The 24,773-nt window shown below is 67.4% G+C and carries 21 protein-coding genes and 4 tRNA genes; 14 read left to right on the top strand and 11 right to left on the bottom strand.

The window, feature by feature from the left end:
• Window positions 1-264 precede the first annotated feature (264 nt).
• The 3 genes from dusB to AB0L97_RS03950 form a co-directional block, all read right to left on the bottom strand.
• On the bottom strand, window positions 265-1,392 hold the full coding sequence (gene dusB, locus AB0L97_RS03960) for a tRNA dihydrouridine synthase DusB (RefSeq protein WP_364425213.1): 1,128 nt from the start codon (window positions 1,390-1,392) through the stop codon (window positions 265-267).
• Window positions 1,393-1,553: 161 nt separating this feature from the next.
• Window positions 1,554-2,522, bottom strand: a complete 969-nt coding sequence (locus tag AB0L97_RS03955) for an acyl-ACP desaturase (RefSeq protein ID WP_355077002.1) — start codon at window positions 2,520-2,522, stop codon at window positions 1,554-1,556.
• Between the two features lie 1,330 nt (window positions 2,523-3,852).
• A tRNA-Lys gene (locus tag AB0L97_RS03950) sits at window positions 3,853-3,925 on the bottom strand.
• A gap of 853 nt (window positions 3,926-4,778) precedes the next feature.
• Here AB0L97_RS03950 and AB0L97_RS03945 point away from each other — a divergent pair.
• The 7 genes from AB0L97_RS03945 to AB0L97_RS03915 all read left to right on the top strand — a co-directional run bounded on the left by AB0L97_RS03945 (window position 4,779) and on the right by AB0L97_RS03915 (window position 7,966).
• Window positions 4,779-5,444, top strand: a complete 666-nt coding sequence (locus AB0L97_RS03945) for a TetR family transcriptional regulator (protein WP_355077042.1) — start codon at window positions 4,779-4,781, stop codon at window positions 5,442-5,444.
• 94 nt (window positions 5,445-5,538) lie between these two features.
• Window positions 5,539-5,611 (top strand) — tRNA-Glu (locus AB0L97_RS03940).
• 29 nt (window positions 5,612-5,640) lie between these two features.
• Window positions 5,641-5,714 (top strand) — tRNA-Asp (locus tag AB0L97_RS03935).
• Between the two features lie 58 nt (window positions 5,715-5,772).
• Window positions 5,773-5,846, top strand: a tRNA-Phe gene (locus AB0L97_RS03930).
• Between the two features lie 268 nt (window positions 5,847-6,114).
• Window positions 6,115-6,795 carry a GAP family protein gene (locus AB0L97_RS03925; protein ID WP_364425029.1) on the top strand — a complete coding sequence of 227 codons (681 nt, stop codon included), beginning with the start codon at window positions 6,115-6,117 and terminating at the stop codon, window positions 6,793-6,795.
• A 73-nt stretch (window positions 6,796-6,868) separates the two neighbouring features.
• Window positions 6,869-7,051 carry a hypothetical protein gene (locus AB0L97_RS03920; protein ID WP_355075016.1) on the top strand — a complete coding sequence of 61 codons (183 nt, stop codon included), beginning with the start codon at window positions 6,869-6,871 and terminating at the stop codon, window positions 7,049-7,051.
• Between the two features lie 195 nt (window positions 7,052-7,246).
• Entirely contained in the window at window positions 7,247-7,966 is a 720-nt protein-coding gene (locus AB0L97_RS03915; protein ID WP_228827674.1) for a polyprenol monophosphomannose synthase, read from the top strand.
• Window positions 7,967-8,238: 272 nt separating this feature from the next.
• Here the strand turns inward: AB0L97_RS03915 and AB0L97_RS03910 are convergent, their stop codons facing one another.
• Both AB0L97_RS03910 and AB0L97_RS03905 read right to left on the bottom strand, forming a co-directional pair.
• Window positions 8,239-9,648: an HAD-IB family hydrolase gene (locus AB0L97_RS03910; RefSeq protein WP_364425026.1), complete on the bottom strand. Its 1,410-nt coding sequence runs from the start codon at window positions 9,646-9,648 to the stop codon at window positions 8,239-8,241.
• A complete protein-coding gene (locus AB0L97_RS03905; RefSeq protein ID WP_356963683.1) occupies window positions 9,645-12,113 on the bottom strand; it encodes a glycerol-3-phosphate 1-O-acyltransferase in 2,469 nt (822 codons plus the stop codon). Before AB0L97_RS03905 ends, AB0L97_RS03910 begins: the two co-directional genes overlap by 4 nt.
• A 267-nt stretch (window positions 12,114-12,380) precedes the next feature.
• Here AB0L97_RS03905 and nbtS point away from each other — a divergent pair, with 267 nt between their 5' ends.
• Window positions 12,381-13,691: a nocobactin biosynthesis salicylate synthase NbtS gene (gene nbtS, locus AB0L97_RS03900; protein WP_364425023.1), complete on the top strand. Its 1,311-nt coding sequence runs from the start codon at window positions 12,381-12,383 to the stop codon at window positions 13,689-13,691.
• A 41-nt stretch (window positions 13,692-13,732) separates the two neighbouring features.
• On the opposite strand, the gene AB0L97_RS03895 is transcribed toward nbtS, so the two are convergent.
• Window positions 13,733-15,349, bottom strand: coding sequence for an AMP-binding protein (locus tag AB0L97_RS03895; protein WP_364425021.1), 1,617 nt, complete (start codon window positions 15,347-15,349; stop codon window positions 13,733-13,735).
• Window positions 15,350-15,548: 199 nt separating this feature from the next.
• Between AB0L97_RS03895 and AB0L97_RS03890 the strand changes: the two genes are divergently transcribed.
• From AB0L97_RS03890 to AB0L97_RS03880, 3 genes are all read left to right on the top strand, one after another.
• Window positions 15,549-16,427, top strand: a complete 879-nt coding sequence (locus tag AB0L97_RS03890; protein WP_364425019.1) for an oxidoreductase — start codon at window positions 15,549-15,551, stop codon at window positions 16,425-16,427.
• A 115-nt stretch (window positions 16,428-16,542) separates the two neighbouring features.
• The gene (locus AB0L97_RS03885) at window positions 16,543-17,013 is read left to right on the top strand and encodes a carboxymuconolactone decarboxylase family protein (protein WP_355075004.1); all 471 of its coding nucleotides are present in this window, start codon (window positions 16,543-16,545) and stop codon (window positions 17,011-17,013) included.
• A 303-nt stretch (window positions 17,014-17,316) separates the two neighbouring features.
• Entirely contained in the window at window positions 17,317-18,408 is a 1,092-nt protein-coding gene (locus AB0L97_RS03880; protein ID WP_356963687.1) for a 3-deoxy-7-phosphoheptulonate synthase, read from the top strand.
• A 126-nt stretch (window positions 18,409-18,534) separates the two neighbouring features.
• Here the strand turns inward: AB0L97_RS03880 and AB0L97_RS03875 are convergent, their stop codons facing one another.
• The gene (locus tag AB0L97_RS03875) at window positions 18,535-19,146 is read right to left on the bottom strand and encodes a GNAT family N-acetyltransferase (RefSeq protein ID WP_364425016.1); all 612 of its coding nucleotides are present in this window, start codon (window positions 19,144-19,146) and stop codon (window positions 18,535-18,537) included.
• 101 nt (window positions 19,147-19,247) lie between these two features.
• On the opposite strand from AB0L97_RS03875, the gene AB0L97_RS03870 reads away from it, so the two are divergent.
• Genes AB0L97_RS03870 through AB0L97_RS03860 form a run of 3 tightly spaced genes read left to right on the top strand, consistent with a single transcriptional unit; the run spans window position 19,248 to window position 21,975 of the window.
• Window positions 19,248-20,159, top strand: coding sequence for a sigma-70 family RNA polymerase sigma factor (locus AB0L97_RS03870; protein ID WP_364425014.1), 912 nt, complete (start codon window positions 19,248-19,250; stop codon window positions 20,157-20,159).
• 39 nt (window positions 20,160-20,198) lie between these two features.
• A complete protein-coding gene (locus AB0L97_RS03865; RefSeq protein ID WP_355074996.1) occupies window positions 20,199-21,365 on the top strand; it encodes a pyridoxal phosphate-dependent aminotransferase in 1,167 nt (388 codons plus the stop codon).
• Window positions 21,366-21,414: 49 nt separating this feature from the next.
• The gene (locus AB0L97_RS03860) at window positions 21,415-21,975 is read left to right on the top strand and encodes a dihydrofolate reductase family protein (protein ID WP_364425012.1); all 561 of its coding nucleotides are present in this window, start codon (window positions 21,415-21,417) and stop codon (window positions 21,973-21,975) included.
• Window positions 21,976-21,991: 16 nt separating this feature from the next.
• Here the strand turns inward: AB0L97_RS03860 and AB0L97_RS03855 are convergent, their stop codons facing one another.
• The 4 genes from AB0L97_RS03855 to AB0L97_RS03840 all read right to left on the bottom strand — a co-directional run bounded on the left by AB0L97_RS03855 (window position 21,992) and on the right by AB0L97_RS03840 (window position 24,770).
• Window positions 21,992-22,636: a LysE family translocator gene (locus tag AB0L97_RS03855; protein WP_356963691.1), complete on the bottom strand. Its 645-nt coding sequence runs from the start codon at window positions 22,634-22,636 to the stop codon at window positions 21,992-21,994.
• Between the two features lie 86 nt (window positions 22,637-22,722).
• Window positions 22,723-23,259: a hypothetical protein gene (locus AB0L97_RS03850; protein WP_364425010.1), complete on the bottom strand. Its 537-nt coding sequence runs from the start codon at window positions 23,257-23,259 to the stop codon at window positions 22,723-22,725.
• A 3-nt stretch (window positions 23,260-23,262) separates the two neighbouring features.
• Window positions 23,263-24,432: a hypothetical protein gene (locus AB0L97_RS03845; protein ID WP_364425008.1), complete on the bottom strand. Its 1,170-nt coding sequence runs from the start codon at window positions 24,430-24,432 to the stop codon at window positions 23,263-23,265.
• Window positions 24,433-24,470: 38 nt separating this feature from the next.
• Complete coding sequence (locus AB0L97_RS03840) at window positions 24,471-24,770, bottom strand: hypothetical protein (protein ID WP_356963694.1); 300 nt, start codon at window positions 24,768-24,770, stop codon at window positions 24,471-24,473.
• Window positions 24,771-24,773: the final 3 nt, after the last annotated feature.

Below are 24,773 nucleotides of genomic sequence, written 5' to 3'. Positions count from 1 at the left end.
GAGACGTGCGTGCGACGTCTCCTTCGGGGTTATCCGCCGCGGGATACCGCTCCCACGGGGCGCGACCTCCGGGCCGTGGCGAACGCCCGTGCCGATCGTCACCCACCAACGAACCTCGCTTTTCGTCTTGCTTTCCGCCTGGGTCATACCGGACCGGCGGCACCGATCCCGCAATGATAACGATTCCGCCACGGCAGGCCACCCCACGGCGAAATCGAACAGGTCACAACGGTTCGACGCCAGCGTTCGCTGTGCGATTGCCGATCAGCCTCCGCTGTGCATCACATCTGCCGCGCGAGGCACCGCGGGATCGTCCGGGTCATCGAGCCAGCCGTGTGGCAGCGCGACTTTGCCCGGCGAGCCCTGCCTGCCGCGCGGACCTTCCGCGTCCTCCGGGAACGGAACCGTCGGGTCGAGTTGGCCGACGAGGTCTTCCAGTTGTGCGAGGCTGCCCACGGTGGCGAACGCACGTCGCAGATCGGAGCCGACCGGGAAGCCCATCAGGTACCACGCCATGTGCTTGCGCAGATCACGCATGGCCTTCTCCTCGCCGAGATGCTCGGAAAGCAGCGCGCCGTGCCGGTACAGCACCGCGCCGACCCGGCCCAGATCGGGCGCCTCCGGCAGCGGCTGACCGCGCAGCGCCGCCTGCAACTCGGCGAACAGCCACGGCCTGCCAAGGCAGCCGCGACCGACGACCACACCGTCGCACCCGGTTTCGTCCATCATGCGGACGGCGTCGGCGGCGGAGAAGATGTCACCGTTGCCGAGCACCGGGATCGAGGTGACCGCCTCCTTGAGCCGGGCGATCGCGGTCCAGTCGGCTTGGCCCGAGTACCGCTGCGCGGCCGTGCGAGCGTGCAACGCGACCGCTCGCGCGCCTTCGGCTTCGGCGATCCGGCCCGCGTCCAGATAGGTGAGGTGGTCGTCATCGATGCCGATGCGGAACTTCACGGTGACCGGGACCCCCGCCGGTTCCGCCGCGCTCACCATGGCGCGCACGATGCTCCGAAACAGCGTCCGCTTGTACGGCAGGGCGGCGCCGCCGCCGAGGCGGGTGACCTTGGGCACGGGGCAGCCCAGGTTGAGGTCGATGTGGTCGGCCCAGCCCTCGCCGACGATGATCCGCACCGCTTCGCCGAGCGTGGCCGGGTCGACGCCGTAGAGCTGCATCGAGCGAGGATGCTCGTCGGCGTCGAAGGACATCATGTGCAGCGTCTTCTCGTTACGCTCCACCACCGCCCGCGCGGTGATCATCTCGCACACGTAGATCGAGGTCGGGCTGCCGAATTCCCGGCACAACTTGCGGAACGCCAGATTCGTGATGCCCGCCATCGGCGCGAGCACGACCGGCGGATCGACCGGATACGGCCCGATCCGCAGCTTCGTCATCGCCTCGGTAGTCATCGTCACGCCGACCAGTGTCTCATTTGCGCACGTAAGTCGGCCGGAGCGGGTCGTTCGCCCGGTGCGCATGTCGCGCGGCACCGGGCCGTGCACACCGGCGCCGCCCTCGGTCTTCCGGGGCGGCGCCTGCTGTTGTTCCTCGGGTTCTACACGGAGCTGCCGACCATCGCGCGGTCGCGCTTGGCGGCCTCGCGGGCGAGCATCCGGTCGCGCTGTTCCTCGAACTTGATGACGTCCTTGCCCAGCTTGTCCAGGAACAGGCCGAGGCGCTCACGGACCGCCTCGCCGCGGGCGGTGAAGTCGGTGCGGTCGAAGATGTTCCACTTCTTCAGCACCGGCTGGACCACTTCCTCCAGGTGCTGGCGCAGATCGTAGATGCCGTGCTTGGCCATCAGCACGCCGTTGCGGCGGAAGTTGGGCATACCCGCGCCCGGCATCTGGAAGTTCTCCAGGATCAGGGTGATCGCCTCGATCGCCTGGTCAGGAGACAGGTCGAGGGCGGCGCCGCACATGTTGCGGTAGAAGATCATGTGCAGGTTCTCGTCGGCGGCGACGCGCTGCAGCATGCGATCGGCGATCGGGTCGTCACAGACCTTGCCGGTGTTGCGGTGGCTGACCCGGGTGGCCAGTTCCTGGAAGGTGACGTACGCGACGGAATGCAGGAAGCCCGCGTCGGCTTCCGCGGGGGAGGCGAAGCCGTTGGTCATGTGGACCATTCGGGCTTCCTCGAGCGCGACCGGATCGACGCCGCGGGTCACGACCAGGTAGTCCCGCATCACGATGCCGTGCCGGTTCTCCTCGGCGGTCCAGCGGCCGACCCAGGTACCCCACGCGCCGTCCTGAGAGAAATTCTCGGCGATCTCGCGGTGGTAGGAGGGCAGGTTGTCCTCGGTCAGCAGGTTCGTGATCATGGCCGCCTTCGCGACCTCATTGAGGCGGGACTGCTCCGGATCCCAGTCCACGCCACCGAGTGCCGCGAAATTGCGGCCGTCGTCCCACGGGACGTAGTCGTGCGGGTGCCATTCCTTTGCCATGGAGAGGTGCCGGTTGACGTTTTCTTCGGCAACCGGCTCCAACTCCGTCAGCAGCTCGAGTTGAGTCAGATCCCTTGCCATGTATGAACCCTTCAGTGTGTGCTTCCGGTCGTGCAGGTCAATCCCAAGGTAGACCGATACCGATGCGGCCATACCTTACGGCACCGTAGGTGTGATGCGAAACGCATCCGTTAGGCGATCGATGCTCTGGTGATCCACCTCATACGACCTCTTCGCCGTTCGGTGATCTCCATGAGTGTATGGGCTCTACCCGCTGCAATGGGTCTATCGACGCGGTGATAGGAGCGTTAGCCGTACGTGGGCGAACACACAAGGGCGGCCCAGGGGGCCGATATGGGATCGAAACGCCCTGGTTCTGCGCGTGTCGGCGAACTGCGGCGAGCCCAGCTGCGATGTTCCTGTGAATTGGCGCCGACGACGCCCTCCGTGGAGAGCGGTCGAGAGGTCGGCACCCGCCAGGAAGTGGGTAGGTGTGATGGCGGGATCCGGCATGTGTCTCCCGGGCGCCACGCGCCTTGGTTGCATGACGTCCTGTGCGATCGAGCCGGCGATTCGCGATGGATCGCGGTGAAATCGGCGTGTCCGATCGCCATCTATCGCCTCCGAAGGCCAACGCCTTCATGCCGCTCTTCCCAAGTCGCACGCTTGTCGGATCTTCGCAGGCTTTTCCTCCCCGATCGCCGACGGCGGTTCGACTGCGCATCGCAACTACGCCGACAACCATGTCCTTCTATACGTAATGCGCCGCCCGGCGGCGTATGCCACTGCCCTCGGCTGCTCGTCACTATCGGGTCATGCCGCCATGGATTGTTCATGAAGCGACGAAGCATCCGGGCCTCCAGCTGTGCCGTCGTGACCCGACGGTTGTCCTGCGTCGCGAATTGTCCGTATGTATCTACTGTGCAAGCCGAGCTGTCATCGGCTTTTCCGCCGACCGGCGTACAACCGCGATCAAGGGGATATCACAACCGGCGCATGACTGACCGGTACGCGAGACGCGATCTCTCCAGTCGACGAATGCCCTATGCGAGGTAGCTGTGCTGTTCGTCACAATCCAACCGGTACACCTCTGATGCCACTCCATCGTGGTGACCCCTATAGCCGTGCCGGGGGTGACCGGCGATGTCGCTCCGGCCGAGATTCCTGTTCCCCACCGCTTACACCGTCTACGGCGCCGACTGTGCAAACCGTGACCGGTGATCGGGGAGCGGTGCAGCCCTTCTCGCCGCCGAGCGCGCTCCCCGGACGCCGCCTCCTGCGAAGCGTCCGTGCGGCACAGGTAATAGAGCCTCGACGCTGCGTTTCCACTGCCGTATGGCCGGCGCCGCACGGCGGAGAACTCCGAGAAAACAGGTCGGGCGCCCGGAGCAATCCGGACGCCCGACCTTTGTGCCCCCAGTAGGGCTCGAACCTACGACCTGCGGATTAAAAGTCCGTAGCTCTACCAACTGAGCTATAGGGGCGCGGAGCAACAGTGTAGTGCGGGCAGGGGCGTATGCCCCAATCGGGGGAGTTCGTGTCGGCGGGCGGGCTGGATGGGTGGGGCGGCGTGGCGGACCCGGTGGGGCGGGCGGACGCGGCGGGATGGGTAACGCGGCGTGCGCGGTGGGCGATGCAGGCGGTAAACACTTGGCACCCAGCTTTGTTCATCTTAGCTGGATCTGGATATCATTCAAACATGTTGGCTGGCAATCTCTTTGGATTTGCAGGGGTGAACGGCTGTGGCCGGGGAAGGCGTGGAGGACGGGTTGGCGGGCGAAACGTGGGCGGCGGCCGGTCGTCCGGGTTGTCGGTCGGCGCGCGTGAAGAACCTTGAACCGCTGGCGAATTCGCGCACCACTCGGATAGGCGGTCCAGGTTGCCGAACATTTGCCGTAACAGAAAACCGAATCGGATGGCTACCTGACTCCTCGGTTTGCCGCGTGTCGGATCGGGATTCCGGGTACGGTGACGCCTTGGTGAATTCCGAAAGAATCGTCGACTCGGTCGGCGTCACGGAATTCGGATTGTCGTTGCTGTGTCCGAAGGTGCCGCGGTCGGCCCGGCCGGCCACGGCTCGACGGAACTCGATGCCGCAGGAGGAGGCACGTTCGAAACGAAGAAATGCCCGGATGCGCACCCCCTGCGGCGCACCCGGGCAGGCAAACTATACCAGCTGGTGTGTTTCAGGTTTTTAGGGCGTTTTCGTACCGAAAGTCTGCAATCGGTCGAAAACCGGGTTCCACGTATTGATAAAACTCATGAATTCGCGCCGAGGGTCCGTTCCTTCGGGGGTGGCTGATTGGCGGCGAGTAAGGCTTCGGAGGCGTTTCGAGCATGGCACGGCAGCAAGAGCGGGCGCGCCGGACACGGGCGGCGATTATCAGGTCCGCCGCCGTTGAGTTCGGGAAGAGCGGCTATGCCGCTGCATCGCTCAACCGCATATTGGAAGGATCGCGTGCCACCAAGGGCGCCATGTACTTCCATTTCGATTCGAAGGAAGACCTGGCACGCGCGGTGCTGGAGACCGCGGTGGAACGCTATCGCGCCTCCGCCGAGCGCTGGCTGGCGCGAACCGATCTCAGCCCGCTGGACATCCTGCACGGGGTGGTCGACGAGATCGCGCTGCGACTCGAGCACGACATCATCGTGCAGGCCGAGTACCGCCTGATCATCGAACCGGACTTCTATCGGGACGTGCAAGCCGGTGGCGGCCGCATCCTGGGCCGCACCACCAGGGTGCTCACCGTCCGCGCCATCGACCACGGGCAGCTGCGCGCGGACGCCGATCCCGACCGGTTCACCCGCACGCTCGCCGCGGCGCTGGCCGGTCAGCGGTACATGGTGGATCTGCTCGGCGGGCAGGTCGATCTGCGGGCGCGGTTCGAGGAGGCGCTCGAGGTCGTGATGGAGGCGATGGCCACCCCGGAATGGCTGGAGAAGTTCCGCAGCGACGGGTGGCGTGCCCACGCGCGCTTGGAAGAGCTCGGTTTGAGCCTCTGACCAGCCGGTTTGGGATTCGAGTCCGGTCTGTCATAAGCTATCCCAGCTCCCAACGGACACCCGTTGAAAGCCGGTCCGGAGAAATCCGGGACGAGCCCCCTTCGTCTAGCGGCCTAGGACGCCGCCCTTTCAAGGCGGTAGCGCGGGTTCGAATCCCGTAGGGGGTACGATCCATGGATCGTTGGTAGCAGAGCATGGCCCTGTGGCGCAGTTGGTTAGCGCGCCGCCCTGTCACGGCGGAGGTCGCGGGTTCGAGTCCCGTCAGGGTCGCAAGCAAGCGCCGGAGATATCCGGCGTTTCGCGTATGGCATTCACTTCGGGTGCCTGCGGCCAGGTAGCTCAGTTGGTACGAGCGTCCGCCTGAAAAGCGGAAGGTCGCCGGTTCGATCCCGGCCCTGGCCACCTTCACTTGTTGGCGAGCCCTGTTCACGGAGAGCGTGAGCCGGGCTCGTTTCGTTATGTGCTCAATTCCCGTTCTACGGGTCTGCGTCGCCCGACTTTCTCGCTTGGTGGTTTCCTTCGTCCGCGCGGGCGGACGGCTGATCGTCGTCCGGTGTGGCGTTGCTCTCTGCTCGCTGACCGCTCGATTAGATCTGGCGAATCGAGCGGTCGCGCATCGGGGTTCGGGACTACGCGGTTGCTTGTAGGGCGCGGGTAGGCTGGCGCGGCCATGTGGATCCTTCTCCTCGCGCTCGCTGGGTTCGCCTTCCTCGACTCGCTCGACCTGCTACTGATCGGCGTCACCACGGCGGTGGTCTACGACAGCAGATTGAGCCGTCGCTCGCCGCTGGTGAGCGGTTTGAGCTTGCTGGCGGGCGTCTTCGCCGTCACCACCGCCTTCGGCATCTGCACGATCCTGGGGATCGGTTTTCTGACCGATCTGTTCGACTTCGAGATCACGCCGACGGTGCGGTATTGGGGAGAACTCCTCGCGGGGGTGGTGCTGATCGCTCTCGCGTGTATTCGAATGGCCGGTACGGCGACCCCGGAACGGGCGAGCGCGCTACGACGGCAATCGTGGGTGCTCGCCGGCCTCGGCGTGGCGATCGGCATCGCACAGGCGCCGACCGCGGTTCCCTATCTGGCCGGACTCGCGATGATCTCCGCACGGAATCCGCTCCCGACGTTGTGGCCGCTGATCGTGGTCGCGTATTGCGCGTTGGCATTGCTGCCGCCGCTGGTGATACTCGGCCTCGCGATGCGGCGTACGACCGGCGCGCGGCGGATGTATCGGAAAATCGTTCGCATTATCAGCTCGTACGGACCTGCTTCGGTGCGCGTACTCTTCGCGATCTTCGGTGTGGTCGTCCTGTGCCACGCGCTCATCCATTACCGAAGCCTCTGGCCGTGAATTGCCGAGTCCGGGCAACGGATGGCGAACGGAAAAGCGATTGAGCGGTGGTGTTCGGTGGGATGCTGGAGGTATGGCTGAGCGCTGGTATTACTGCTTGAAGCACAATCGGGCCGAGCAAGGGCGGCAGTGCTGGTTCCGCGACCGGATGGGGCCGTACCCGGACAAAGCGACGGCCGAGCGCGCGCTGGAGATCGCGCACGCGCGCAACGAGCGGGAAGATGCCCGGGATCGGGCCTGGCGGGACGGGGAGTGACGCGCCCAGGGTCTTCCCCCGGGCGGTGAAGTTGATCTTGGGCCGCAGGTCGAGGGCTCGGACCGCGTCACACCGGGTGCGGCCGCTCAGGTCGCGATCAGGTGTATCGAGTACGGTTCTCCAGAACTCGACGAATGCTCGGAGGTCCTGGCGTGGGCTGCGAGCGGAAACCAGGATCAGCAGGGAGGGCGACCCTTGAGGGTTACCGTTGTTGTGCCGACCTACAACGAGCGGGAAAATCTGCCGGTTGCGGTGGAGCGGCTGACCGCGCTGCCGGTGCCCGACCTGCACGTACTCGTGGTGGACGACAGCTCGCCGGACGGCACCGGCGAGGTGGCCGACAAGCTCGCCGCCGAACTGCCGAACGTGGTCGGTGTGCTGCACCGGACCGAGAAGGACGGACTCGGCCGGGCGTACGTCGCGGGCATCACTCGGGCGCTGGACGAGGGCGCGGACGTCGTGATCCAGATGGACGCCGACCTGTCGCACCCCGCCGAAGTCATCCCGGCCATGCTGGAGAAGCTCTCCGGCACGGACGCCGGCGTCGTGCTGGGTTCGCGTTACGTTCCCGGCGGCTCGACCGCCGCGGAATGGAAGTGGTACCGCAAGGCGCTCTCGGCCTGGGCCAATTTCTACGTGAACCTCATCCTGCGCTTGGGCGTCAAGGACGCCACCGCGGGCTTCAAGGCGTGGAAGGCCGACACCCTGCGCGCCATCGACGTGGCCTCCATCCGCAGCAACGGGTATTCGTTCCAGGTCGAGATGAACTACCGGACCATCAAGAAGGGGATCGCGATCGCCGAGGTCCCCATCCGATTCGAGGAGCGGACGCTCGGCGCGTCCAAGATGAGCCTGAAGGTGCAGCTCGAGTCGGCGCTCATGCCGTGGAAGCTGCTGTTCGGCCGCGCGGTCTGAATTGCCCAACGGGTCCCGTTCGTCGGCGGCTCAGGCGGTCAACGGCTGACCGAGCGGCTGTGCATCGCCTCCAGCCCGGTCACGAGCACCGACCGCACGGGCGAGGGGAGACGCACAGACCAGGTCGAGGTCCGGCGTGATGGCCGCCGCAGGCTGCGGTCGCACCGATTACCCGCGCCGCTCACAGCACGACGGTCCGCAGCTAGGGACAGCATCGCGGCCGAAGCGGGGCGACCACACGACCGGCGGCCGTCGACGCGACGCCGTGCCGATCAGTGCGGCCAATTCAGTAGCGTGTCTACGAACAGCTGGCGGACCCGCGCCACGTTGTCGTCCAAATCACCCGGCTCCCATGCGCTGACGTCGATGGGGTCGAGTATCGCCACGTCGACTGTTCCCGGCCGGGCGACCATCGCGTTGCGCCAGCAGATCTCGCCCGCGTTCCGGATGACGACCGGGATCACCGGCACGCCCGCCTGCATGGCGATGTGGAATGCGCCCTTCTTGAACGGCCCGACTTCGGGGGTGTAGGAACGGGTGCCTTCCGGAGCCACCGCGACCGACAAGCCACCGCGCAGGGTCTCCACCACCGGCCGCAGCGCCGCCTTGGCCTGAGCGGTATTCGCCCGGTCGATGAACGTCACGCCGACGAAGCGCATGAGCGGCCCGAAGACCGGATTCTTGGTCAGTTCCTTCTTGCCGATCGCGGTCACCCCGCCGCCGAGCACTTCGGGCACGATGATGATGTCGAACTGGCTCTGATGGTTGAACAGGAAGACCGCGGGCCGCGGCGATCTCGCGTGCTCGCCGCCGGTGACCCGCACGCGCACGCCCGCGATGCGCAGCGTGTTGCGCGCCGCGTGCGCCATCAGCGCGTCGGCCATCCGCTGCCGGTCCTGGGTGGGCGCTTTCGACGCGACGCCGAACAGCGCGCCCCCGAGCAGCCCGGCGAATCCCGCGGCGGTGCGTACGTAATCGCTCGCACGCGGCGCGCGGCGCGGCCGGAATGCCAACGTGGCCCAGTGCTGCCGGTCGGCGGCGCCGCTGAGCGCGTCGTCGGCGTTCACCGCCACCGGATGCCCTACCAGCGACAGCATGGGCAGGTCGGCGATCGAGTCGGCGTAGGCGTAGCTGTGCTCGAGATCCACTCGGTGCGCGGCGGCGAACGTAGCCACAGCCTCGGCTTTGCCGTTGTGCCACAGCGTCTTCCCATCGGGATAGCCGGTGAGCACACCGCCGCTGGTGGCCATCGGCGTGTACAGCACGTGCTCGATGCCCAATTGTGCCGCCGCCGGCGCCACCTGGAATCGGGTCAGTGAGCTGACCAGCACGATGGTGTGACCGGCTGCTCGGTGGGTGCGGATCAGTTCCCAAGCTTCGGGATACAGGTACCCGTAGACGGTGCGCTGGAACAGGCGTCTGCCCACGTCGTCCAGCTCCTGTTCGGAGCGTCCGGCCAGCGCCTCGGACAACTCGCGCAGGAACCGGCTGTATTCGCCGTCGGTCATGTGATCGCGGAGGCCGCCGAGCAGCACATCGGCGGGCTTGCGGCGCAGCCGACGCGATTTCGGGGCGTCGATGACCGTACCGCCGAAATCGAAGATCGCGGCGACCGCGCTGCCTTGCGGACCGGAGCGGATGGCGGCGAGCGCGGCGTCGAGGTCGGCGCGCGCGTCGGTCACCGCGCCTCCCGATTGGATGGATCCAGCGTGGCGGCCTGCGCGATGCGGGCGCCGATGGTGCGCAGGCGCTCGGCGAATTCGTTCCTTCGCCCGACCAACTCGGCGCGGCGCTCCTCCGGCTCGTCGTCGGACACCGTCTCCAGCAGGCCGTAGTTGTCGGCGAGCTTCAGCGCGCTGGTGAACAGCTCGGTCGAGACCGACTCCGGGCTGTGCAACCGCTGCTGCAGCATCATCTGCTTGCCGACCGCCACGCATTCGGTGATGAACTCCTTGCGGTCGATCTCGTCGCCCGCATCCCGGGCGGCCAGCCGTTCGGCCACCACCAACTGCGCGTCGACGAACGAGCGCAGCACGCGGTGGGCCATGGTGAACCCGGAGGCGGTGAGCTTCGCCAGGATGTCCGAGCTGAGGGTGTCGCTGCGGGTATGGCTGTACCAGTCCGGATCGACCAGCAGCATTTCCGCGACCATCTGATCGGCGAACTCGCCGCGATCGGGGAAGAAGAACTCGAACTTCAAGAGGTCGCGCAGCCGGAATGCCTCGTCCCACCCTGTCTTCAGGGCGTCGGCGTCACCGTTGTCGACCCCGGCCAGGATGGACAGCTCGAGGATGGCGCGGTTGACGAACCAGTGCACGGCGCTGTTGCGGTAGAAGGCGGCCTCGAGATGCGCGCCGGGCTCGATCGAGTACACCGGCTCGACCCCGCCGCGATACACCGTGACCACCTTGGCCAGCGAAAGCTGTTCCAGCACGACGGCCAGGCCCTGTGCGTCGCGCAGCGCGTCGAGTTCGCCGCCCGGCAGCTCACGCTTGTCGATATAGCCGAGCACCGGGTTGAGCACCGTGCGCACCTCGCCGAGGGTGAGGGCGCGCCCGTCCACGCCAAGCAGAGCCAGGGTGACCAGCGCGCTGACGGTGATCGGGGTGACCGCGTTGATGCCGACCGCGACTTCGAATGCCAACCGCTGCACGGCCTTTCGTTCCAGTTCGGCGATTTCCGGCGGCTCGCTGTCGACGACCCCGGCTTCCGTGCGCGGCGCCGGAATCGGCTCGGTATGGTGCAGGGGGATGGTCAGCGGCGGCGCGGTGAGCGGGTCGCCATGTGCGGCAAGACGATCGCGGGCCGACAGCGGCTCCCCGAAGCGGACGTACACGTGCCCGGCGGAGTGCTGCTGGCTGCGGATGTAGCGCGCCAGCCAGGTGAGGCCCTCCGGTTTCTTCTTGCCGCCCTCCTGCTCGGTGGCGATGGCGCCGAGCTCGTTGAGCCGCTCGTAGGTGATCGAGACCGGAACCAGCATGACGTCGTCGATGCGGTTGGAACGGACCGCCGCGGCGAGGTAGTTCAGCAAGCCGTAGCGCGGGGGCCGCAGCTTGCCGGTGCGGGTGCGGCCGCCCTCGAAGTACCACTCCAGGTTGAAGCGCTTGGCCAGCAGGTAGGCGAAGTACTCCTCGACGACGGCCTTGTAGACCTCGTCGTCGCCGAAACTGCGCCGGATGAACACCGTTCCGGTGCGCCGGGCGATCGGGCCCATCGGCCAGAAGCTGAGGTTCGCGCCGCCGATCACGTGGTTCGGTGGGAAGTCGTTGCGGGCCAGCACGTCTCCCAGGACGAACGCGTCGACGTACGAGCGGTGCGAAGGCAGGAACACCAGCGGAAAGCGGCGGTTCAGGTCGCGCAAGCCGGTCAGGCCGGACTCGTCGAAGTCCACATTCCAGGTCGAAGCGTGCACCGGGCGCATGGCCTGGGTGAACAGGTCGGAAACCAGCCTGCTCTGGGCGGCGACGAGTTCGTTGAGCGCTTTCTCCGCGCGCCGGTACACCTCGTGCGGGCTCGCCCCGATCTGATCGGCGATGAGTTCCAGCCTGCGCAGGAAGTCGGGTGAGTCGAGTATCTCCTCCGCGACCAGCTTGGGCACCTTGTACCGGTCGCCGATGATGGTGCGCTCGGCGCGTTCCAGCGCCACCACCGCCGCGCGCACGACGGCGCGGGCGAACGGTTCGGCGGTGCCCTTGTCGTAGAGCGCCGAAGCCTCCGGATTGTTGACGCGCAACTCGCTGAGCCGGGCCGGAGCGCCGGTCAGCACGACGTGCCGGTCCGGTGACTTGGACACCAGCTTGCGCTGTGCCAGCCGGTTGGGCTTGCGCGGGTTGGTCAGCAGGGCGAGATCGGCGAAGGTGACGCGGCGTACGCCGTCACGTTCCGGCGGCAGCCACAGCACGCGGATCGGCACCACCAGTGGATCGTCGCGCCTGCCGACCAGCCGTGCGGCGACGGCGCCCGCGTCCAGATCCAGCTGGGTGACCGGGGCGTCGGTACCGAACTCGGCGCTGATCCCGCCGTCGGCGAGCCACTTGCCGACGAGTTCGCGTTCCACCCCGGAGGCGGCGTCGATCAGGGCCACCACCGATCGCGGTGTGGTCCCGGGCCGGACTGTCGCGGGTGAATCGCCGCGGTGATCGATCATCGATGTTCTTCCCTCCGCAGGTGACGCTTCCCCCTATTCAATCTCGGCGGGTCTGTTCCGCGCAGGCAGTCGGCGCGGCGAGTTCGTGCGCGGGCGCCGACGACGCGAACGGCGCACGCCCGGACGAAAGAACTCGGCAGGCGCGAACCATCCAGCTCGAAGCGATTTCTCGGGTCCGCGTTGTGGCCGCGAGCACACCGGCGCGTTGAAGGAGGTAATGCTAACCTTACCTCCACAAGTTAGGCCAGGGTTACCTTTGGAGGATCGTTGTCGACCACGGAACGCCTGCGGGTTGAGTATGTAACCGATCCGGCGGCAGCGATGTCCCGGCTGGCGGGGGCGGATCGGTTCGGCGAGTACGTGATGTACGAGCGTCCGGGGGAATGGGTGTTCGCCGCCGATCCGCTCGGCAGTGTCGAACTGGATGTGCGAGAGTTGCGCGTCACCTGGCAAGGGGCGGCCACGACCAGCCGGTGGGAAGGCAATCCGGCGGCGGTGATCGACCGCGCGCTCGGCGCGCTGCCCCTTGACGGGCGGAATGCCTACGGCTGGATCGGATTCGAGTTCTGCGCTTGGGCGCTCGACGCCACGGAGCACCTCGACCCGCGCACCGCATTGGCGCACCTGATGGTTCCCCGCATCGAGGTCAGGGTAGGCGAATTCGGCGTCCGGGTATCGGGTGCGACGCCGTCGGAGATCGCGGACATTCACGAGCTGATCGCGCGGTCGCAGAACACCGAACTGCCGCAGGCGCATCCGGCCGACATCCGCATCGACCCCACCGGCTACCGGGACCGGGTGGCCGAGGCGGTCGGCGAGATCCGGGCCGGGCGTTATCAGAAGGTCATCCTGTCCAGGAAAGTCGATCTGCCGTTCGCCGTGGATGTTCCGGCGACCTATCGGCTCGGGCGCGCGCACAACACTCCGGCACGGTCGTTCCTGCTGCGGCTCGGCGGCCTGGAGGCGGCGGGCTTCAGTCCGGAACTGGTCGCGTCGGTGGACGACGATCGGGTGGTGACCACCGAGCCGCTGGCGGGCACCCGCGCGTTCGGCCGCGGCGCCGCGGCCGATCTCGCCGCCAGGGCCGAACTGGTCACCGATCCGAAAGAGATCGTGGAACATGCCATTTCGGTGCAGACCTCGTTCGCGGAGATCACGGCGGTCGCCGATCCCGGCACCCCCGCGGTGTCGGACTTCATGGCCGTGCGTGAGCGTGGCAGCGTGCAGCATCTGGCGTCCACAGTGCGCGGGCGGCTGGCCGCGCACCGGTCCAGCTGGGACGCGCTCGAGGTGCTGTTCCCGTCGGTGACCGCCTCGGGAATCCCCAAGCGGGAGGGCGTCGACTCGGTGTTCCGGCTCGATCACGACCCGCGCGGGCTGTACTCCGGCGCGGTGGTGACCGTTGCGCCGACCGGTGCGCTGGAGGCGACCCTGGTGCTGCGCGCGGTGTACCAGAACGCGGAGGGAGCCTGGTTGCGCGCGGGCGCGGGCATCGTCGGTCAGTCCCTGCCGGAGCGTGAGTTCGAGGAGACCTGCGAGAAGCTCGGCAGCATCGCGCCTTACGTCGTCAAGGCGTAAGGCGGTACGGGCAGCGCGCCGGTGGTGCGCTGCCCGTCGATCTAGGACTCGGCGCGCAGCGCCTTCTTGTCGATCTTGCCGACCGCGGTGATCGGCAGTTTGTCGCTGCGGCGCAGCACGTCCGGCAGTTTGTAGGTGGCCAGCCCGCGCGCGGTGAGGAAGGACTTGATTCCGGCCAGCGTGGGCATCTCACCATCGACGACCAAGACGGCGCAGACCTTTTCGCCCAGCACCGCGTCGGGCAGCCCGACGGCGGCGGCATGCCGGACCGCGGGATGGGCGAGCAGATGTTCCTCGAGTTCGTCGCAGGACACGTTCTCGCCGCCGCGATTGATCACGTCCTTGATCCGGCCGGACACCACCAGATGCCCGCTGGGCAGGCGGCGGACCAGATCTCCGCTGCGATAGAAGCCGTCCGGTGTGAACGCGCGTGCGTTGTGCTCGCCCGCTCGGTAGTAGCCGCGGATCGTGTACGGCCCCCTGGTCAGCAGCTCGCCCTCCGCGCCGGGCGCCACATCGTTGCCGTCGCCGTCCACCACGCGGATCTCGTCGGCGGGTGAGAGCGGACGACCCTGGGTGGCGTGCAGCAGTTCGGCCGGGTCATCCAGCCGGGTGTAGTTGATCAGGCCCTCGGCCATGCCGAACACCTGTTGCAGGGTCGCGCCGAGCGCCGGGGTCACTTCCTTGGCGTTGACCTCGGCCAGTCGTGCGCCGCCCACCTGGAGCAGGCGCAGCGAACTCAGGTCGGCCTCTTCCCATTCGGTGGCCGCGCACCAGAGTTGGGCCAGCGGCGGCACGACGGCGGTCACCGTGACCCGGTGCCGCTCGATCGCGGCGAACGCGCTTTCCGGACTGGGGTCGCCGACGAAGGCGACCGCGCCGCCCACCCCGACGGTGCCGAAGATGCCGGGGCAGGCCAGCGGAAAGTTGTGCGCGGCGGGCAGTGTCGCGAGATAGACGTCCTGCTCGGTCAACGCGCACACCTCGGCGCTCGCGGTGGCGTTGTAGACGTAGTCGTCGTGCGTGCGTGCGATGAGCTTCGGCAGGCCGGTGGTTCCGCCGGAGACCAGCATCAGGGCGATATCGCCCGGATCGATCTCGGGCAGTTCGCCGCCGTCGCGCGGTACCGAGGCGAGGTCGGTGAACGGCACCGGCTCGCCGAGCACCAGGACGTGGCGCAGCGACGGCACCGCGTCCCGCACGGTCGAGGCCAGTTCGCGATAGTCGAAATCGCCTGCCCGGTCGGCGACGATGTAGCCGACCGCGTCGGAAAGCCGCGCCAGATGCTCGATTTCGGCTCGACGATGCGCGGGCAGGCTCAAGACGGGGATGATTCCGGCGCGCAGCAGGCCGAACAACACGGTCATGAACTCGGGCACATTGGGTAGCTGGACGACCACGCGGTCGCCGGGAGCGATGCCGAGCGCGAGCAGCCCGTGGGCCATCCGGTCCGCGGCGGCGTCGATGTCGGCGTAACTGTGCGAGACCTCCGCGTCGAGGAGCGCGGGGCGCTGGGGATGCCGGTGTGCGCTCGCGCGCAGCAGATCGCCGAGCGGGCGCCCGGCCCAGAAGCCCGCAGCTCGGTATTGCGCGGCCGCGTCGGCGGGGAAAGGTACGTAGCCGTCGCGATGCGCGGACCCGGTCGGTGTGGAAGTCACGTCTGCCTCACAAATCAAGCAAAGGTTCCCTTATATAGGTTAGGCAACCCTACTTCACGTCCGGGTTTGTGCCGTCACGATCATCGATTCCAGCCAGGGGTGGCACCGCCGCCGCGACGCTTCCGGCGTCGAGTGAATGCGGTCGCCCGGGCGTGTTCGAACCTGCCGCCGGGTGCCGCCGCGCACTAGACTTTCCGGCATGACCAGGTGGGACACCTCGAACATCCCCAGCCAGAGCGGCCGGAAGTTCATCGTGACAGGGGCCAACAGTGGCCTGGGGGCCGAGACGGCGCGCGCGCTGACCGCGGCGGGCGGCGAGGTGGTGCTCGCCTGCCGGAACGTGGCCAAAGGCGAGCGGGTGGCCGCCGGACTCGGCGACCGGGCGCAGGTTCGCGAACTCGATCTGGCTGATCTCGATTCGGTCCGCGCGTTCGCCCAGAGCGTCGACGGGGTCGATGTGCTCATCAACAACGCGGGCGTGATGGCTGTGCCCGAAGGCCGCACCGCCGACGGATTCGAGAAACAGGTCGGCACAAACCATCTCGGTCACTTCGCGCTCACCGGCCTGCTGCTGGACAAGATCTCCGACCGGATCGTTACCGTCTCCAGCGGTGCGCACCAGGTCGGCAAGATCGACTTGGACGATCTCAACTGGGAGCGGCGCAAGTATCAGCGGTGGGCCGCCTACGGGCAGGCCAAGCTGGCCAACCTGATGTTCGCTCGCGAGCTGCAGCGCAGGTTGACGGCGGCGGGCTCCACGAAACTCTCGGTCGCCGCGCATCCCGGCTATGCCTCCACCGAATTGCAGTCGCACACCGAGTCTTTCCTCGACCGGGTGATGTGGGTCGGCAACCGGTTGCTCGCGCAGAGCGCCGCGATGGGCGCGCTGCCGACGCTGTTCGCCGCGACCACCGACGTCCAGCCGGGCGGCTACTACGGACCGACCGGCCTGGGTGGCATGCGCGGGTACCCGGGGCCGTCCGGGTCGTCGAAAGCGTCCAGGGACGAGAAGGTCGCCGCCGACTTGTGGGAGTTGTCCGAGAAACTGACCGGGGTCACCTACGACTTCACGAAATGACCGCAGCTCTTCCCGCAGACGCGGTGTGACCTACGTCTCATAAGCCGTTGTCACACTCCGTCTTTCCGCGTCGTCCTCCTTGTGAACCCACAGGGAACGACAAAGGACGGACATCATGGAACAGCGCTTCGAACTCTTCGCCAACCCGGTCGGCGCCAGCTTCATCAAGCGGCTCACCATGGCCTCCAAGGTGATCGACGATTCCACCCTGGACGCCGCGACCTACGAGTTGGTGAAGATTCGCGCCAGCCAGATCAACGGCTGCGGTTACTGCACCGACATGCACACCAAGGACGCCGCGCACGCGGGCGAAACCTCCGTGCGGCTCAACCTGATCGCCGCCTGGCACGAGGCCACCGTCTTCACCGAGGCCGAGCGCGCCGCGCTGGCGCTGACCGAGGAGGCCACCCGGATCGGCGACGGACGCGTGGTCAGCGACGCGGTGTGGCAGGAGGTGCGCAAGCACTACGACGACGACCAGATCGCCGCCCTCATCGCCGCCATCGCGATGATCAACGCCTGGAACCGGATGAACGTCATCGCCCGCACCCCGGCCGGTGATTACGTGCCCGGGCAGTGGGGATGAGCCGGACCGTCCGGCATCGCCCGCGCCGTTCGGGGCCCCTTGTCACGTGGGCCGCGAACGGCGCTTGTAGGTCCGCCTCCCCGTCGAAACACACCGTGGCAGATAACACAGTTCACCGATCGGATGTGGGCTGGTACTGTGCCTGACGTGCAGCGCGTGTATTTCTGGTTTAGCAAGCCGGCCCTGGGTGGGCTGGTCTGCGGCAACCGCGTGCGCTGACGAACTTCCACCCCGAGCCGGACGATGGACCGGCTCGACGGGATTCTCATCCGTGGGTCGGCCCCGAGAAAAGGAACCCACGACATGACAACCGCAGCCGACGTCGACGCACGGCATTCGGATCTGGACGATCAACGCACCCTCAACGTGAGCCCGCTGCGCTCGCCCGCGGAGGTGCGTCGGGTGCACCCGATCACCGATGCCCTCGCCGACACCGTCCGTGCGGGACGCAAAGCCACCGTCGACGTGCTGAACAGCGCGGATGATCGCTTGATGGTGATCGTCGGCCCGTGCTCCGTGCACGACCCCGCCGCCGCACTGGATTACGCGCGCCGTCTGGCGGCCAAGGCCGCGGAGCTGGACGATCGACTGCACGTGGTGATGCGGGTCTACTTCGAGAAGCCGCGCACCAGCTTGGGCTGGAAGGGCCTGATCAACGACCCGCACTTGGACGGATCGTTCGACGTGAACACCGGTTTGGGCTTCGGCCGCAAGCTGCTGGTCGACATCACCGCTCTCGGTCTTCCGGTGGCCTGTGAGTTCCTGGACCCGATCACGCCGCAGTACATCGCGGATCTGGTGTCCTACGGCGCGATCGGCGCGCGCACCGCGGCCAGTCAGGTGCACCGCCAGCTCAGCAGCGCGCTGTCGATGCCGGTCGGCATCAAGAACGGCACCGACGGCGACGTCCAGGTGGCGGTGGACGGCGTGCGCGCCGCGGCGGCCAGCCATGTGTTCCCCGGTACCGACCTCGACGGCCGCTCCGCTCTCATCCGCACCACCGGCAATCCGGACTGCCATGTGATCCTGCGCGGCGGCAGCGCCGGGCCGAACTACGACGCGGCTTCGGTCGCCGAGGCGTGCCTGCGGCTGGAGAAGGCATCGCTACCGCAGCGGATCGTGGTGGACGCCAGCCACGGCAACAGCAACAAGGACCACAACAAGCAGGCCGACGTGGTCACCGACATCGCACGGCGGCTGGCGGCGGGCGAGTCGAGCGTGGTGGGCGTGATGCTGGAGAGCTTCCTGATCGCGGGCCGCCAGGACCTCACTCTCGGCCACGCCGATGAGCTCACCTACGGCCAGTCGATCACCGACGCCTGCTTGGACTGGGAGACCACCGCCGTGCAGCTGGACCGCCTCGCGGACGCGGTGCGGCAGCGCCGCGAGCGCTGACCAGCGCGTTTTCGGCGCGGCTCGTGCCCGAGTGGACGAAGCGCGAGTTTCGTCCGCTCGCGCACGAGCCGGGAGCCGCCGACGCGCAAGTCAGCTGGGCCGGCCCGAACGCCGGGCCCGCTTCGGCTACGGCACCCCCGGCCCTTGCGTGCTCGGCGTCCGGGCGGAGATGAACTGGGCGGGCCAGTCGTCCGACGGTCCGGGCGGATCGGTGCGCAGCCGGGCGGCGAGCCAGTGATCGCGGCGTCGTCCGCGTTGGATGCTGCCGAGCCTCGACATGCCTTCGTACCGGAACCCGGCGCGCCGGACCACCGCCGCCGAGGCGTAGTTGCCCACGAACGCGCGCCAGGAGATCCGCTCCAGCGCCAGTCCGTCGGCGTGGAACCCGAATTCGCACACCAGCTCGACCGCCTGTGTCATCAGGCCGCGCGACCGTTGCGCCGGAGCGAGCCAGAAACCGATCTCGGCCGCGCTCTCGTCCTGTTCGCCCAAGCCGATCATGCCGACGACCGGTGCGCCCGCACGTGGCCGGATCGCCCAGGTCGGGCTGCGCGCCGCCCACCCTGGAACGACCATCTCCTCGAGGAAGGTCACGGCGCTGTCCCGGACGTACGGCACCGGGATGGTCACCCACTCCGCGATGGCCGGGTCCTGGCAGCACTCGGTGATGGCGTCGACATCGTCCGCCGTCGGAGCCGACAGCCAGATCGTTCCGTTCGACAGCACGCGGTGTTCCATCGCGCCATGCTGTCACGGAAGCGGCCGGTGGATCATCCGGTTTGTCCGGCGCAGGCCGCCGATGCCGGGATGATGCGAATCGGACCGTAGACTTCCCGTCGATGGTTGCCGCGCTGCTTTCCGACCTGTTCGAGTCACATCGAGCGCATCTGCTCTCGGTCGCCTATCGACTGACGGGCAGCGTCGGCGATGCCGAGGACGCGGTGCAGGAGAGCTGGTTGCGCTTGGCGGGCGCGCACCAGTCCGAGATCGATGATCTGCGAGCTTGGCTGACCGCCGTGGTGAGCCGGATCTGCCTGGATCGTCTGCGGAGCGCCGCGGCGCGGCGGGAGAGTTATGTGGGCCAGTGGCTGCCGGAACCCGTGGTCACCGCTCGCACACCGTCGAGCGCTCCCGACCCGTTGGAAGCCGTGGTGCGCAAGCAGGAGTGCCGGTTCGCCGCGCTGATCGTGCTGGACACCCTGACGCCGCCGCAGCGGGTGGCCTTCGTGCTGCACGACGGGTTGTCGGTGCCGTTCGACGAGATCGCCGACATCCTCGGCATCTCCGCCGACGCGGCGCGGCAGCTGGCGGTGCGTGCCCGCAAGGCGGTGGCGCAGACGCCGCAACCGGTGCCCGACGCCGAGCACGAGGCCGCCGTGCAGCGTTTCCTCGTCGCGCTGAGCACGGGTGACGTGGCCGCCGTCGCCGCGGCGCTGCATCCGGACGCGATGATGATCGGCGATGCCAACGGCACCACCGCCACCGCGATCAACGTCCTGCACGGCGCGGATCGCATCGCCCGTTTCTATCTGGGCCTGGTGCGCAAGTACGGGCTCGAGGACGCCTCGCAGGTGTACGCGTTCGTCTCGGTGAACGGGCAATTGGGTATCAGCGTCGCGGCGCGTCCGGAGACCGAGGGCAGGGGCGGTTATCCCGCGCGAGTCGTCGGCTTCACGGTTCGGGACGGATTGGTCTGGGGCGCCTACGACGTGGCGAATCCGGCCAAGCTGGGTGGCGTCCGACTGGGTTGAGCCCGGTTGTGCGGTGGACCGCTGGACTAGTCTCCGGATATGCCCTCGCGACATCCGACCGTTGCCCGTCTGCGCCCTTTCGCGTCCACTATCTTCGCCGAGATGACCGAACTCGCCGTTCGGCACGACGCGGTCAACCTGGGCCAGGGGTTCCCGGACACCGACGGGCCCGCGAGCATGCTGGAAGCGGCGCGCCGCGCCATCGCCGACGGACTCAACCAGTACCCGCCGGGACGCGGTATGCCGGTGCTGCGCCGAGCCGTCGCCGACGACCGGGCCCGGCGCTACGGAACCTCCTACGATCCCGATTCACAAGTGCTGGTGACCGTGGGTGCGACCGAGGCGATCAGCGCGGCGGTGCTCGGCTTGGTCGAGCCGGGCGAGGAGGTAGTGCTGATCGAGCCGTACTACGACTCGTACGCCGCGGCCGTGGCACTGGCCGGCGCCCGACGGCGCACGGCGCGTCTCGTGGCCGACGGAGATCGGTTCGTCCTGGACTTGGACAGTCTGCGCGCGGCCATCACCCCGGCCACCCGGATGCTCATCGTCAACTCGCCCCATAATCCGACCGGCACGGTCCTCGGACGCGCGGACCTGCTCGCCATCGCCGAGATCGCCTGCGAGCATGACATTTTGGTGCTCACCGACGAGGTCTACGAGCACCTGGTCTACGACGGCGCCGAGCACATCAGCCTGGCCACCTTGCCTGGCATGGCCGAGCGGACGGTCGTGGTTTCCAGCGCGGCGAAGACCTTCAGCGTCACCGGGTGGAAGACCGGGTGGGCGTGTGGGCCCGCCGACCTGATCGATGGGGTGCTCGCCGCCAAACAGTTCCTGACCTTCGTGGCGGGCGGGCCGTTCCAACCCGCCGTCGCGCACGCGATCAACCACGAGTTGGAATGGGTCGGCAAGCTGCGGGACTCCTTGTCGGAGAAACGGCTTCGCCTCTCCGCGGCGCTCGCCGATACCGGTCTGCGGGTATACCCGAGCGCGGGCGGTTACTTCGTCGTCGCCGATATCACGCCGCTCGGCGCCGCCGACGGCCTGACCTTCTGCCGTGAGTTGCCCAAGCGGCTCGGCGTGGCGGCGGTGCCGGTCAGCGCGTTCGCCGACGACACGGCCGCCTGGAGTCATCTGGTCCGGTTCACCTTCTGCAAGCGCGACGAAACGCTCGACGAAGGGGTCCGCCGGTTGCGTCACGGTTGATCCCGAACCATGACGTGAACTGTCATGTTTCGCTGGCAACGTGCACGGCATGGCAACCCAGTACTACACGGCAACCAGTCTCGACGGATATCTCGCCGACACGGAGAACTCGCTCACCTGGCTTTTCGAGGTAGATGGAGCGGACGAGGCGCAGGCGGGCATCGCGGGCTTCCTCGCGCAGGTAGGCGCCATGTGCATGGGCGCGACCACCTACGAATGGGTCGTGGCGAACGAACCACCGGAGAACTGGAGTAAGTACTACGGCGACCTCCCGTGCTGGGTCTTCACCCACCGGGATCTTCCCGCGATACCGGACGCGAATCTGCGGTTCGTCGCAGGGCCGGTCGAGTCGGTGCACCGGGAGATGGCCGCGGCGGCCGGCGCCCGCAATATCTGGATCGTCGGAGGCGGGGACCTGGCCGGGCAATTCGCCGACGCCGGCCTGCTCGACGACGTCATGGTGAGCGTCGCTCCGGTGACGTTGGGCGCGGGCGCCCCGCTGCTGCCGCGGCGCATCCTTTCCAGCCGGATGCGGCTCACCGCGGTGCAGCAGGCCGGTCAGTTCGTGGAACTGCGCTACCGGTTGGCGAATCCGGCCGATCAGCGCTGAGTCGAGGCCGTTCGGCTCAGGCCGGGATGGGGCGGGCGCGGTCGGTGGCGAGCAAGGCGGCGATGGCGCCGAGCATGGTGCCGGTGAGGTATCGCTGGGTGCGCAGCCACAGGGGCCGGGCGGCGAGGAACGTCGCCAGACCGCCCGCCCCGAGGACGATCAAGCCGTTCACGGTGAGCGCCACCGCGATCTGCACCGTGCCCAGGCACAGGCTCTGCAACCACACTTTCCCGTGCTCCGGCGTGACGAACTGCGGGATCAGCGCCATGTACATGATCGCGATCTTCGGATTCAGCAGGTTGGTGACCAGCCCCATCGTGAACAACCGCCGGATGGGGTCCGCGGACAGCGCCGCGGGCGCGAAGACCGAGACGCCGCCCGGTCGCAGCGCCTGCCAGGCCAGCCAACCCAAGTACGCGGCTCCGGCCAGCTTCACCGCCAGGTACAGGCCGGGGACCACCGCGAACACCGCCGTGATCCCCGCCGTCGCGGCCGCCAGATACACCCCGAACCCCGCCGCTACCCCCGCCAACGACACCAACCCGGCCCGTCGCCCCTGCGACACCGTCCGCGACACCAGATACATCATGTTCGGCCCCGGCGTGAGCACCATCCCCAACGCCGCCACCGCGACCCCGGCCACCGCCGCCATCTCGATCATGCCCCGATCCTCGCCCGCCCCACCGCTCCTTGTCGCGGTCCACTCGACACCTGCTGGACGTGAGGCGACGCGTACCGTGCTTCCGATCAGCCCTGCGTCAATTCCAGATACGGCTTCTGCAGCTGGGCCGGCGGCTGAACCGACTGGAAGCGGGACTCCGGTCCGAGTACGTCACCGCTACGCACGCCTCGGAAGAGCTCGGAGCCCTGTGCGGCGCGAATTACCTGTGTGGGAGTAGAGCCCGTGATGAAGACGTAGAAATTATCGATGGGCCGGTCGAACCCGGAGTCCGGGAGGTTGGACCAGCAGTATCCGGGAAGATTCGCTGCCGAGTTCAGCTTCTCTGCTGGAAGCCCGGAAGACGCTATGACGACACGATCCCACTGATCATCCCACCCTGCGGCTTCGGTCAGCGCCCGCAGCGAATAGGTTCCCGGCTGCGCAGCCCGCTCTCTGATGGAGCGCCGCAATTCGGTCGCGGAACCCAGCGGCTCGGCGCGCGACTCCAGATCGAAGTTGGCCGAGCACTGCGAAGCGGTCGCACCGCGGTCCTCCGACGTGGAGCATGCCGCACCGGCCAGCAGGCCCAGAATTACAGCCGTGATCCGGAGCAGATGACCCATGGATCACCGACCTGCCGGAAGCGGGATGTCAGCACGCGCCGGGTGCCCGTTCTTGCCCACTTCGACCTGGTTGCTCCATGCGACCTGGCCGCTCGGATCGAGCACGATCGCGCCACCCTCCTTGATTCGTTGATATACCAATCGCTGTAGTTCCTCCGGTGCGGCATTCGGATTGTCGATGGCGATCTGCCTGCCGATCGCGTTGTTGTGTAGATCCATCGCTTCTCGCGTGGGAGGGTTCGCGCCGAGGCCTTCATGCGCGGCACCATAGTTTTCGGTCCACTCCGCGCCGTAGCGCTGTGTCATGAGCGCATTCCAGTACATGTGCCGGAATGCGTCGCCGTGGCCGTCGTTGAGCGCGTTCTGGTCCGGGTTGGTGTAGGTCTTCTCGGCAGCGTCCTCAGCCTGCGCTTTTATCTCGAAGAAATCCGTGATTTCACCTATTCCAGTGGTTTCCGGCCGGGCGACTCGTGATGAGAGCAGCGCTATCTCTTCGGGCGTCATCAGGATGGGTTGGAAGTCCGGGCGGACGGCACGGATGCGATCGAGGACCAAACCGGAGGGCCACAGCGTGGCGGGAGCACTCGACGGTGCGGTCTGGAATTTGGTAAGGACCTCGACCAGGCTCGGGTCCTCAGGCATAGCGGTGACTCCGCGCCGGGTCTCCGGTGAGAGATCCTCTAGTAGTCGCTTGATTTTCTCCGCGCCCTCCAGGTCGGTTTGCTGGATCGCAGTCAGCGCTGCACGGATCTGTGTGGTCAGGAAGAATTCGAGCCCCTCCTTCTCCACGAGGCCCGATGCCCCGAATTTCATCAGGACCTCGCTATTGGACATCCTGGAGTCCACGCCACCGTCGTCTCTGACGAAGAAATCGAACTTGGCGGACTCGGCTTCGGCCTTCTTGTCTTTGATCACGTCGATGTAGCCGACGATCGCATCGATCTGAAGGTAGACCTGCTGCTGGATATCGATGAGAACCTGCTTCGTTCGCCGGGCATGGTCCCGGTCCTGAGCCGCTCTGTCGCGGGCGGAATCAGCGACCGATCCCTTGAAGTAGGTGTACGACATGTCGATCCGGGATGCCGCCTGGTGCGTCTGCTCCTCGATCCGCAGCGCGGCGTCTTTGAACGCGTTGGCAACGGTGACCGTGGCACGTGGATCCCAGGACAGCACTGTCGATACCGTAAGCGGCGTCGTGTAGCTTCCGCCGCTCATCGCTGGCCCGCCTCCCGGAGCGCGGTAGCCCAGGCCTGATCCCGACTGACGAACTCCACCACCGCAGCGTCCGTGACGTCCGCGAATCCGATCAATCGCTGCGCGTGGTAGCTCACCACTCGGTCGAGCGCCGTCGCGATCTGATCCACGGCGTCTGCTACCTGGGAGTCGCGCATGGTTTCGACAGCGACGACATCCCTCGCCAGGGGCACCGACTGCCGTATCGCGTCGGCGTGGCCACGTACTGCCCCCGCCATCTCTCGCGTCTGGACCGGATCAAGTTCGAGCTCGCTCACCGT

The organism is Nocardia sp. NPDC051911, assembly GCF_040681035.1.
Lineage (GTDB): Bacteria > Actinomycetota > Actinomycetes > Mycobacteriales > Mycobacteriaceae > Nocardia > Nocardia sichangensis.
Note: the sequence above shows the minus strand (reverse complement) of the source record. Positions and strands in the feature narration are given on the sequence as shown.